This is a genomic window from Pseudomonas sp. BS3782 TE3695, from assembly GCF_050435305.1.
Lineage (GTDB): Bacteria > Pseudomonadota > Gammaproteobacteria > Pseudomonadales > Pseudomonadaceae > Aquipseudomonas.
Genome location: NZ_JBNDKB010000001.1, coordinates 4,159,862 through 4,172,113, shown reverse-complemented (window position 1 = coordinate 4,172,113; position 12,252 = coordinate 4,159,862). Strand labels below are relative to the sequence as shown.

The following is a 12,252-nucleotide window of genomic DNA, read 5'->3' as shown; positions in this document are numbered from 1 at the left end:
GTGGAACTTGTCGATCTTGTAGCGGCAGTCGGCACTGTCGGTGCCGGCCATCGGATTGCGGTCAGCGGGAGGGGCACTACCTGGAAATAATGCGGTCTGGCCAGTAATCATGTGTCCGAAGCTTCTCTGAACCTCGCGTCGAGTGCTTCCTGCCCGAGTCGTGGCATGGGTAATGCTCGTTGTTTGAGGCGATCCGGCCGATTGCTACACACAGTCCTTCGGCATGATCTAAGCTCCAGAAGATGGTTTTTGCGAGCAGGGGTTTCAATGCGAAGCACACCTGAAAACAGCCTGAAAAATGCGTTGAAAGCCTGTAGAGACAGCTTTATTTCTGTTGGCTTTTTCAGCTTTTTCATCAACGCACTCATGCTCGTTCCCACCTTCTACATGCTGCAGGTGTATGGGCGAGTGATGGCCAGCGGAAGCCTGACAACCCTGGCAATGCTGACACTGATCATGACCGGGCTAATCATCACGCTTGGCTCCCTGGAATGGATCCGTTCGCGCATCATGGTTCGGGTCAGTACCCGACTGGATGTGTTGCTGAGTCGCCAGGTCTACAAGGCCAGTTTCAAACGGGCGCTGGACAGCGGTGGGATGGATGCCTCGGCCCAGTCGCTCAACGACTTGACGGGTTTGAGGCAGTTTCTTTCCGGTAATGGCTTGTTCGCCTTTTTCGATGCGCCCTGGTTGCCTATCTACATCGCCGTGATGTTCATGTTTCACCCTTGGTTTGGCTGGGTAGCGACGGGCAGTGCGCTGCTGTTGTTATTGCTCGCGTTTATCAATGAGAAGCTGACGGGGCCCGCGCTGGCCCAGGCGAACAAGGAACATATCGGCGCGACGCTCTACACCACGAAAAATCTGCGCAATGCTGAAGTCATCGAGTCCATGGGCATGCTTGAAACCCTGATGGATCGTTGGGGTCACCGGCAAAGAAATGTTCTGTTGCTACAGGCCCAGGCCAGCGATAGAGGTGCCATTGTCAGCACGATTTCCAGGACGTTCCGGATCCTGGTGCAATCATTGATCCTGGGGCTGGGGGCATATCTGGCTGTGGATCAACAAGTGGGGGCAGGCCTTGTGTTTGCCGGCGCCGTGCTACTGGGGCGTGCATTGGCGCCCATCGATCTGATCATCGGCAGTTGGAGGGGCTTTATTGCGGCTCGCTCGCAATACGGCCGTCTCAACGACATCCTCGACAAACAACAGGCTCAGCCCGAGCGTATGTCATTGCCTGCGCCTCAGGGCCATGTGCAGGTGGAGAATCTGGTGGTTGCGGCACCCGGTTCGAGAACCCCGATCATCAACAACATCAGTTTCAACGTACCTGCCGGTTGCGTTGTCGGCATCATCGGGCCCAGTGCCGCGGGCAAATCGACCCTGGCCAGGGGCTTGATGGGGGTATGGGTTCCGCTGCACGGCGTGGTCCGGCTCGATGGCGCGGACATCAGCGCGTGGGATAAAGATGAACTTGGACCGTATATAGGTTACTTGCCCCAGGACATTGAGCTGTTCGAAGGCAGCATCAGCGAGAACATCGCCCGCTTCGCCGAGGTTGACTCGGTAAAAGTCATTCAGGCTGCCAGGACCGCTGGCGTTCACGAAATGATTTTGCAATTGCCCGATGGCTACGACACCGTCATCGGCAGTGAAGGCCTCACGCTGTCGGGAGGGCAACGCCAGCGCATCGGCCTGGCCCGCGCCCTGTATGGCAGCCCGCGCCTGATTATTCTCGACGAGCCCAATTCCAATCTTGACGAAGTCGGTGATCGCGCCCTGGTGGCAGCTATCCAGCAGATCAAGCAGAGCGGTGCGACCCTGTTTGTCATTACCCACCGAACCAACATCGTGTCGCAACTGGACCGGCTCATGGTGATGAACGCAGGGGTTATCAGTCTCTACGGGCCACGCGAGCAAGTACTCGCCGAACTCGCGCAGAAACAGCAGGCACAAAAGCACGCCATGTCGGCAGGCGCCACCATGGCTTCGGTCAAAACCAGCAAGGGCGATGCTGATGAACCCTACGATGCCCAGTCGTCAAATTGAAAGCTTCGCCGGCCTGCCGATATCTGATCGTAAAGCCCGCCGCCTGGGCATTGCTATTGTCGGGGTAACCTTCGGCCTGTTCGGCACTTGGGCGGCGCTTGCGCCCCTGGACGGTGCCGCTTACGCGCCGGGGGTGGTCACCGTGCAGACCTACCGCAAAACGGTCCAGCATCCTGAAGGCGGCATCGTCAAAGAGGTACTGGTCCATGACGGTGACATCGTCAAGCGGGGTGACCCGCTGATCATTCTTGATGATGCCCAGTTGCGCTTCGAATACGAGATGACCCGAGGTCAGTTGGTTGCGACCAGAGCCATGGAGGCAAGGCTCAGGGCTGAGCGCGACACACAGTCGGCGATCAGCTTTGGCGAGATAGCCGATCCAGACAGTCTGCGAGGGGTGGAGGCGCGCCAGGGCGAGACTCAGGTATTCAACGCCAGGCAACGCTCGCGGCTGGGTCAGATCTCGGTGTTGCGCGAGCGCACTGGCCAGTTGAGTCAACAGATCAAGGGACTGGAATCGATGATTGCTGCCAAGGTTCATCTGGAGAAATCCTACAGCGGTGAAATCGTTGAATTGACCGACCTGCTCAAGCAAGGGTTCGTTGATAAACAACGTCTGCTCGAGCAGGAACGCAAGCTGGGGATGCTCAGGTCGGAGGTGGCCGATCACCGTTCCGCCATTAACAAGACCCGTCTGCAGATCAATGAAACGCAGCTGCAGATTCTGCAAATCGACAAGGATTTCAATACCGAGGTGGTCAAGGAACTGGCCGAGGTTCAGACCCGGATGTACGACCTGCAAGAGAAAACCTCGTCCCTGGAAGACCGGCTCAGTCGTATTGTGATCCGCGCACCCGACGCGGGCATGGTGATTGGCATGACCGTGCACACCATCGGTGGTGTGGTGAGCCCGGCGACGCCGCTGCTGGATATCGTTCCATCGGTTTCCGAGCTGGTCATAGAGGCTCAGGTGGCGCCGGTGGATATTGATCGCGTCGCCATCGGCAAGCGTGCCGATATTCGTTTCGGCGCGTTCAACAGCTCGACCACTCCCGTGATCGAAGGTGAGGTCAGCAGCGTGTCGGCTGACCGGCTGGTCAATGAAAAGGCCGGGACGGCTTATTACCTGGCGCGGGTGCGGGTAACCGAGGAGGGCTTACGCACGTTGGGTGAGCGCAAGTTGTTGCCGGGGATGCCGGCCGACGTCTTGATCATCACCGGGCAACGCACGTTGTTGCAGTATTTGATGCAGCCGGCTCGCGATGCCATGGCTCAATCGATGATCGAGGAATAACCATGAGCGCGTCGGCAGTTCTGCTGGGCGGTGTGTTCATGCTTGCAGCGGGAACCGCTCTGGCACAAACCCTTGCGGCAACACCGACCGGGGTCAGCGCCTCGACGTTTTCCACCGACCTCATGCAGTTGTACCGTGAGTCGAGGCTGGAAGATCCGCGGGTATTGGCCTCCTATGCGCAAGCGCAGGCGGGCAAGGAACATCAGCGTGAGGCGATGGGTGCGCTGTTCCCGCAGGTATCGCTCAACGCCGGGACGAATCGGATTCATCAGGAGAGCGACCTGGTGGAGCAAAGTTACGATAGCGAAAACTACAGCCTGGTGCTGCGTCAGTACCTCTACAACAAGGCCGCGTGGGAGAACTACCAAAAATTCAAAAGCCTGGCCAGTCAGTCCGAATCCCAGGCGCTGGATGCTCAGGCCGAGGCCACAGTGGACCTGGCGCAGCGTTACTTCGCCGCGTTGGCCGCCGAGGATGAACTGGAGTTGGTGAGGGCAGAGCGTCGAACTACGCAAAAGAGCCTGGACCGAGTCAATGCGTTATACGAAAAGCAGCTGGCATTGATTACTGATCAGCTCGACCTCAAGGCCCGGGTAGATTTGCTGGCGGCGCAAGAACTGGATGCCCAGAACCAGGCCAGTATCAGTCGCGAGGCGCTGGCGGAGATCGTCGGTCGGCCGGTCAAGGAGAAGCTCAACCGGATTCGCGATGACGTGCAACTGCGGGTTTCGGCGCAGAGTCTGGATTCCTGGGTGCGCGAGGGTATAGCGCTGAACCCGGCACTCAAGGCCAACGAGAGCGGCGTCGAGGCAGCGGGCGCGGCGTTGCGCAGTGGCAAGGGCGGGCACTATCCGACTCTGAGCCTTACGCTGAGCGCGCAGCAGACCAACGAGGGCTACAACAATGCCCTGGCGCCGCGCACCGACAGCTATGTCGCCGGGATTGGCGTGCAGGTGCCTCTGTACAGTGGCGGCTCGACCTCGGCGCGGGTGCGTGGGCTTTATCAGGATCAGATTACCGCCGAGCAGGAGCTGGAAGCGATTCGGCGCCGGGTGGTCAAGGAGATCACCAGCGCTTACCTGACCGCCAATTCGAGCGGAGAAAAAATCAGTGCGAGCCGCAATGCCCTGGCTTCGGCACAGCTGTCCAGAGTGGCGGCAGAGAAAGCGCTCGATTACGGCATGGTCAATGCTGTCGATGTACTGGCCACCGTACGCAACGAATTCCGGGCGCGTCGTGACCTGCTCAAGACGCAATACGAATTCGTCACGAATGTCCTCACCCTCAATCGTTGGGCGGGAAAGCTGCCTGCCGAAAGTGTCGAAAGCGTTAATGGCTGGTTGGGCGCCGGCAGTTCCAGCCAGAACTTCACATCCCCCTGATCCTGCCGCAACACCGACTGTATCGACGACAAATTGACGCCAGTATTGCGATTACGTCTGTGCAGAAACCATTTGTCGGTTAATTGACGATTTCGATCGCAATCAGACTTTGATCGCAGTCACCCTCAGAACGCCTAAGACATTGATTCTAATAGATTAAATTGGTGTTTTTAACAGCAGTCGGGCTGCCTGCATAAGGCACGAGTCGACGACTGGCGGATAGGCGTGCTGGCAGTGTGCTGGTCTGGCCTAGACTCAGTTGAACAGCTCGAGGGAGCACGTCATCACGCGCAAGTTATTGATGATTATTCCTATTTATGTTGCCTCGATAGCTTTGCCCGGCTTTTGGAAACGCCCGCAATCCCTGCTTGTGAAGCCAGTGGAAGGGCCCAAAAAAATAGAATAACCGGGCAGGCACCGCTAAGGCCTGTCGGCGTTCGCATCTGTCCTTCGATCACGGTGGGGCAAGTGAGTGAGCTGCTGATTCAGGAAGGCCAAGGGAGGGAGGTCATTAATTCTTCAAGGGAGTCAGGAAAATATGACGACCCACAAAAAACCAATACGTGTGATGCTGGTCGATTGTCGTCCCCTCGTTCTCATGGGCCTTCAAGATTTGATCAATGCCAGAAAGCCTCAGATGGAAGTGAGCGGCCAGGCCACCACCTATACCAATGCGCTGGATCTTGCTGATCAGCTGCGCCCCAATGTGATTTTTTTCAGTTTCTTTCCAGATGCGCTGAATCCTTTGGAAGTCGTTGCGGGGCTCACCCGCAACGCCGAAATGAAAGTGCTGGTGCTCAAGGGCTTGTACGAAGCGATCCCCGTTGCCCAGGCAATAGAGGCGGGCGCACGGGGTATCGTGCTGGCGGAAGACCCGACGGAATCAATTATCCAGGCCATCATCACAGTCCATCATCGCGACACCGGGCTGGATAGAGCCTGGGCCGGTGGGCTTTCCGGCTATGCCGCGACCGGGAATATTCACTTGAAATGCAATCTGGAGCAGGCAAAACAGGCGCGGCTGACGCTACGCGAGAGGGAATTGATTCGCGCCATTGTCGGGGATCCGTCCGCCAAATACATGAGCATCGCCGGACGTCTGGGCATCAGCGAACACACCGTGCACAACCACCTCAGCAACATTTACCAAAAGCTTGACCTGATCAATCGCATCGATTTGTTGATGTATGCGCTGAAGCACGGACTCACCAACAACGAAAAACCACCCGAGTCCACGTGGGTGGAACTGGATTTGGTTTCACGTCGAAACAAGACGATCTGACACCCTGGGTGCCTGCCGCAAAGTGCCGGGTTTGGTGAGAGCGTGCGGATCTGCATATTGGAACTGACAAAAGAATGCGAGGGTGGTCTGCGCCACCCTCGCATTCTTTTACTACGCGCGTTTCTCAGACGCTGCCGTAAACAATGTCGCTACTCAGAAGATCGACCCCGACCAAGGTGATGGTCGTGACTTGTCCGCCCGTTTCGGCAACCGTGACGATGCTGTCTGCACCGCTGATGTCGATCGATTGGACAACCGCACTCTGGTCGCCATTGAGCACCAGAGTGTCTCGCAGGTTTGCGTCCGCATCGAAGCCGGTGACCTGGTACTGGTTCTCATCGACTGACAAATCGACGTTGAAGGCATCCCGTTCACCGCCCGTGCCCGCCAGCGTGAAGTCGAAGGTGCCGGTCAAGTCGTTGGCGAACAGGTTGGCGTCGAACGTACTCGTCGCCGAGTCCCCATCCTTGTCGGTCAGCGTCGCGTTGAACGTCAGCTGGACATCGCTGGCCAGGCTCTCGCTCTCCTGAATGAACTGGATCGTCGGGATCTTGATCTCGCCTCGGGCCATCGTGAGCTGAACAGCGTCGATCAGATTCGTGCCATCGCTCTCAATGAGGAAGGATACCTGTCCGCCTGCCTCCGGCGTCAGGGTGTTCACTTCGATGAGGTCCGAGAACGTGCCGTCCTCATAGTAGGCCCTGTAGTACAGGTCCTCGGTTGCCGTGTTGTAACCTCCCACGGAGTTGTCGATGAAGACCCTCATGCCCGTCAGCAAGCTCTCCGGATTGACGACAAAACTCTCATCGTCAACGCCGATGGCCGCCAGGTCGTCTCCCTGGAACAGGTTATTGGCGACGCCGATGCCGGCGGTGCTCACGTTCATGGCCGACGGGTCGATGTACGAGGGCAGGGGGTTGGTTTGTAGCGTGGCTTCGGTAGGATCGGGTTCTCCGAGTCCGATACCGCTCAGAATGTCCGAAGTCGACGCAAGTGCCTTCGCGGAAAAGAACACAACCTCCTCAGATGGCGAAGGAATAGTCGGCGGATCCTGCTCTGGAATTAACAACGTGCGTACGGGATCCGGGCCTCCGGCACCGAGCGCGCCATCGGCAGTGCTGAGCACGATCTCCGAACTGAAGCCTTGCACCAGATCCAGTGCATAGCGGCCATCGGCAAACGCGGTTAGTGTGTAGTCGACGCTGGTATCCGCCGTGGCGGCGTTGTTGTCGAAGTCACCGGTCAACGTCCCGGCGAACTGGTACGCGCCATTGCCGTCCGGTGAGGGTGACAGCTCGGTGAGCGTGGCGGTCCCGGTCGTGGTGGTGTTGTCAGGTCTGACGAGGGTGAACGAGCTATTCACCGAAATATCCAACCCGGCCGCACCCAACCCATCGGCGCCGGCCGAATGATTCCAGAAGCCGAATTGCGGCAGGACACTACCGGTACCGATCAGGTTGCCGAATGCAAGTGACGGGACGTCATCCTTGAATATCAGGTTCTGCCCGATGTTGAGGGTCGCCTGAGCACTGTCGCCGTCCTTGTCGGTGATGGTTGCGGTCAGGGTTACCAGATCGTCCGAGCTCAGGCTCGTCGCATCATCGGGATCGGTCGCATCGGGATGCACCACGGCGCGCAGCTGGTCGAGGGTGACGTCACCGTTGGCGGCGACGCTGACCGTGAATACCAGCAGGTTGGTGGTGGCGGTGCGGCCTTCGACTACACCGTTGTTGAGCGACAGGTTAACCGCCTCGCCGGTGGCCGTGTCGGTCAGCCCGGAAGGGCCGGCCGTCGCGCCCAGCGCATAGGTCAGCGTGCCGGCGCCATCGGCGCCGAATGCCGAGCTGAAGTTGGCGGTAAAGCTCTGGGTGGCGTCGGTCGCCAGCACCGTTTCATCCACCGTCAGTATTGGCTCGGTGCCGGTGGTGCTGATGCTCGGTCCATCATCCTCGAACACCAGGTTCTGCCCAATGTTGAGGGTCGCCTGAGCACTGTCGCCGTCCTTGTCGGTGATGGTTGCGGTCAGGGTTACCAGATCGTCCGAGCTCAGGCTCGTCGCATCATCGGGATCGGTCGCATCGGGATGCACCACGGCGCGCAGCTGGTCGAGGGTGACGTCACCGTTGGCGGCGACGCTGACCGTGAATACCAGCAGGTTGGTGGTGGCGGTGCGGCCTTCGACTACACCGTTGTTGAGCGACAGGTTAACCGCCTCGCCGGTGGCCGTGTCGGTCAGCCCGGAAGGGCCGGCCGTCGCGCCCAGCGCATAGGTCAGCGTGCCGGCGCCATCGGCGCCGAATGCCGAGCTGAAGTTGGCGGTAAAGCTCTGGGTGGCGTCGGTCGCCAGCACCGTTTCATCCACCGTCAGTATTGGCTCGGTGCCGGTGGTGCTGATGCTTGGGCCGTCGTCTTCGAACACCAGGTTCTGGCCGATGTTGAGGGTCGCCTGGGCACTGTCGCCGTCCTTGTCGGTGATGGTGGCCGTCAGGGTTACCAGATTGTCCGCCGACAGCGTCGTCGAATCATCGGGATCGGTCGCATCGGGATGCACCACGGCGCGCAGCTGATCGAGGGTGACGTCACCGTTGGCGGCGACGCTGACCGTGAATACCAGCAGGTTGGTGGTGGCGGTGCGGCCTTCGACTACACCGTTGTTGAGCGACAGGTTAACCGCCTCGCCGGTGGCCGTGTCGGTCAGCCCGGAAGGGCCGGCCGTCGCGCCCAGCGCATAGGTCAGCGTGCCGGCGCCATCGGCGCCGAATGCCGAGCTGAAGTTGGCGGTAAAGCTCTGGGTGGCGTCGGTCGCCAGCACCGTTTCATCCACCGTCAGCGTTGGCTCGTCACCGGTGGTGCTGATGCTGGGGCCGTCGTCCTCGAACACCAGGTTTTGCCCGATGTTGAGGGTTGCATGGGCACTGTCGCCGTCCTTGTCGGTGATGGTCGCCGTCAGGGTCACCAGATTGTCCGCCGACAGCGTCGTCGCGTCATCGGGGTTGGTCGCATCGGGATGCACCACGGCGCGCAGCTGATCGAGGGTGACGTCACCGTTGGCGGCGACGCTGACCGTGAACACCAGCAGGTTGGTGGTGGCCGTGCGGCCTTCGACCACGGTGCCGTTGAGCGACAGGTTGACCGCTTCGCCGGTGGCCGTGTCGGTCAGCCCCGAAGGGCCGGCCGTCGCGCCCAACGCATAGGTCAACGTGCCGGCGCCATCCGCGCCAAACGCCGAGCTGAAGTTGGCGGTAAAGCTCTGGGTGGCGTCGGTCGCCAGTACCGTTTCGTCCACCGTCAGCGTTGGCTCGTCACCGGTGGTGTGGATGCTCGGGCCGTCGTCCTCGAACACCAGGTTCTGGCCGATGTTGAGGGTGGCCTGGGCACTGTCGCCGTCCTTGTCGGTGATGGTGGCCGTCAGGGTCACCAGATTGTCCGCCGACAGCGTCGTCGAATCATCGGGATCGGTGGCGTCGGGATGCACCACGGCGCGCAACTGGTCGAGGGTGACATCACCGTTGGCGGCGACGCTGACCGTGAACACCAGCAGGTTGGTGGTGGCCGTGCGGCCTTCGACCACGGTGCCGTTGAGCGACAGGTTGACTGCCTCGCCGGTGGCCGTGTCGGTCAGCCCGGAAGGCCCGGCCGTGACGCCCAGCGCATAGGTCAGCGTACCCGCGCCATCCGCGCCAAACGCGGAGCTGAAGTTGGCGGTAAAGCTCTGCGTGGCGTCGGTCGCCAGCACCGTTTCATCTACCGTCAGTATGGGCTCGGTGCCGGTGGTGTGGATGCTGGGTCCGTCGTCCTCGAACACCAGGTTCTGCCCAATGTTGAGAGTCGCCTGGGCACTGTCGCCGTCCTTGTCGGTGATGGTGGCGGTCAGGGTTACCAGATCGTCCGAGCTCAGGCTCGTCGCGTCATCGGGATCGGTGGCATCGGGATGCACCACGGCGCGCAGCTGGTCGAGGGTAACGTCACCGTTGGCGGCGACGCTGACCGTGAACACCAGCAGGTTGGTGGTGGCCGTGCGGCCTTCGACCACGGTGCCGTTGAGCGACAGGTTGACTGCCTCGCCGGTGGCCGTGTCGGTCAGCCCCGAAGGGCCGGCCGTCGCGCCCAACGCATAGGTCAACGTGCCGGCGCCATCCGCGCCGAATGCGGAGCTGAAGTTGGCGGTAAAACTCTGCGTGGCGTCGGTCGCCAGCACCGTTTCGTCCACCGTCAGCGTTGGCTCGTCACCGGTGGTGTGGATGCTCGGGCCGTCGTCCTCGAACACCAGGTTCTGGCCGATGTTGAGGGTCGCCTGGGCACTGTCGCCGTCCTTGTCGGTGATGGTCGCCGTCAGCGTGACCAGATTGTCCGCCGACAGCGTCGTCGCGTCATCGGGATCGGTCGCATCGGGATGCACCACCGCGCGCAGTTGATCGAGAGTGACGTCACCGTTGGCGGCGACGCTGACCGTGAACACCAGCAGGTTGGTGGTGGCCGTGCGGCCTTCGACCACGGTGCCGTTGAGCGACAGGTTGACCGCCTCGCCGGTGGCCGTGTCGGTCAGCCCGGAAGGCCCGGCCGTGACGCCCAGCGCATAGGTCAGCGTACCCGCGCCATCCGCGCCAAACGCCGAGCTGAAGTTGGCGGTAAAGCTCTGGGTGGCGTCAGTCGCCAGTACCGTTTCGTCCACCGTCAGTGTTGGCTCGTCGCCGGCGGCGCTGATGCTCGGGCCGTCGTCCTCGAAGATCATCCTGGAGCCGATTTCGGCGATCGTGCTAGAGGCCTGGCTCAGCGTGAAGCCGCCGATATCAAAATCGGCGTGGTCATTGCCCCTGGCATCGACGGCCGCGCCGTTCTCGATGAGTACGCGGTTGTGGTCCGACGTCGTGGTGTATCCAATCTGGTAACCGGCCAGAACGCCAGTGATGGTTGCAACCCCACCGGAAAAGCTGATGTTAATGTTCGGATCATCCACCGAACCGTCTGAATTCTCGATCACCAGCCCGGTGCTGATGTTGGTGACGAGCACATTGGTGATGGCAACCGGCGTATCGTTTGCATAGCCGTTGACGAAATTCACGCCAGGTTCAGCAGCAGTGTTGAATGCGCTGATTTTTACCACGGCACTCTTGCCGCCTTGCAACTGCACGACGTCGAAATTGGCCGAGGTCGTATTGTAGACGCTGGTAAAGTCGATGTTGGACTCAACATCCGCTTCGGTCTGACTCAGATTGGGAACAGTCACATCCTGCCTGGCACCGGTGACGAACGAAAAGCGGATGCCTTCCTGTTCCACAATCATCTGGTTATTGGTGCCGATGGTGGTCGGGCCACCCCCCTGGCTGGTATTGATGGTGTCGCCAGTGTTGATATTGGCACCGCTTGACTGGTCTGCGGGGTCTTTGCCGGTGGCGATGATGGTGGGATCCGTGATCCGCACGACACCATCTACCGTTTCAGTGGCCGGGTTCAATTTCGTGAACATCAGGAACAGGTTCTGACCGGAAGGCGCATTGGTCAGACTGAATTCCAGGTCCTGAGTGGCTCCGATGAACACCTTATCCAGCAGATTGAGCGAATCATCGGGATTCGTCGCATCTGGATGCTTGAGCGGTTGGTATTCCACGGTCCAGATCTTGCCGCCGGTGACCGGCGATCCGGTTTCTTCGATGTAGGCCGCGAATACGATGGCGCCACTTGGGCCCCCGGCTCGGCCCAAAAGAATGTTGTTGTCCGTATCGGTATAGAGAAGGATGCTGGTGCCATCGAGGGTATCCAGTCCACTGTCCAGACCATCGAGTGGTGCGCCAGCGCTGTCGACGAAGCTGATGTCGGTAATGCTGGCTCCACCGGTGATGGTGAATGCATTGCTGCCCGTATCACCCACGGCGCCGGTATAGCCACTCAACGCTGCACCCGTTGCAGTACCGGCACCCAGTGCGGTCAAACGAGTAGAAAAGGTCGAGGGCAGGGAGGCCACCAGAATGTCGTTGTCGTCAGCGTCTCCTGCAGGGGTTGGCGTGGCGGTGGCGTTCTGTAGCCCGACCGTTTCGTCCAGCGCAACGTCCTCGCCTGTGATTGCAATAGCCATGATTTTTCTCCCGAGCAATTGCGGTCATTGAGGTCTGACCATTGACCTCTACAACTATGACCAAGCGCCGGAAAATGCGCATCGGCCGATACTCCCAAGCGGGATGGGAGTTTCGGCCTAGTCATCCTCATCGGTAGTCTGTCGCAGGGTGCCCAGGTTGATGCGAGCGTGC

Annotated in this window: 5 protein-coding genes; 4 read left to right on the top strand and 1 reads right to left on the bottom strand. The window is 60.0% G+C overall.

From position 1 onward, the window contains the following. Positions 1 to 267 precede the first annotated feature (267 nt). The 4 genes from ABH909_RS18710 (at position 268) to ABH909_RS18695 (ending at position 6,007) form a co-directional block, all read left to right on the top strand. Entirely contained in the window at positions 268 to 2,049 is a 1,782-nt protein-coding gene (locus ABH909_RS18710; RefSeq protein WP_429435989.1) for a type I secretion system permease/ATPase, read from the top strand. After that, positions 2,030 to 3,343, top strand: coding sequence for an HlyD family type I secretion periplasmic adaptor subunit (locus ABH909_RS18705; protein ID WP_429435986.1), 1,314 nt, complete (start codon positions 2,030 to 2,032; stop codon positions 3,341 to 3,343). Before ABH909_RS18710 ends, ABH909_RS18705 begins: the two co-directional genes overlap by 20 nt. Positions 3,344 to 3,345: 2 nt before the next feature. Continuing rightward, on the top strand, positions 3,346 to 4,725 hold the full coding sequence (locus ABH909_RS18700; RefSeq protein ID WP_429435984.1) for a TolC family outer membrane protein: 1,380 nt from the start codon (positions 3,346 to 3,348) through the stop codon (positions 4,723 to 4,725). Positions 4,726 to 5,263: 538 nt separating this feature from the next. Further along, entirely contained in the window at positions 5,264 to 6,007 is a 744-nt protein-coding gene (locus tag ABH909_RS18695; protein ID WP_429435982.1) for a response regulator transcription factor, read from the top strand. 124 nt (positions 6,008 to 6,131) lie between these two features. Here ABH909_RS18695 and ABH909_RS18690 read toward each other — a convergent pair whose 3' ends face one another. Then, positions 6,132 to 12,080, bottom strand: a complete 5,949-nt coding sequence (locus tag ABH909_RS18690) for a DUF5801 repeats-in-toxin domain-containing protein (protein WP_429435980.1) — start codon at positions 12,078 to 12,080, stop codon at positions 6,132 to 6,134. Positions 12,081 to 12,252 lie beyond the last annotated feature (172 nt).

Coding starts and splice junctions, on each gene's coding strand:
- ABH909_RS18695 (WP_429435982.1), top strand. CDS start 5,264: ATGACGACCCACAAAAAACCAATACGTGTGATGCTGGTCGATTGTCGT.
- ABH909_RS18700 (WP_429435984.1), top strand. CDS start 3,346: ATGAGCGCGTCGGCAGTTCTGCTGGGCGGTGTGTTCATGCTTGCAGCG.
- ABH909_RS18705 (WP_429435986.1), top strand. CDS start 2,030: ATGCCCAGTCGTCAAATTGAAAGCTTCGCCGGCCTGCCGATATCTGAT.
- ABH909_RS18710 (WP_429435989.1), top strand. CDS start 268: ATGCGAAGCACACCTGAAAACAGCCTGAAAAATGCGTTGAAAGCCTGT.
- ABH909_RS18690 (WP_429435980.1), bottom strand. CDS start 12,080: ATGGCTATTGCAATCACAGGCGAGGACGTTGCGCTGGACGAAACGGTC.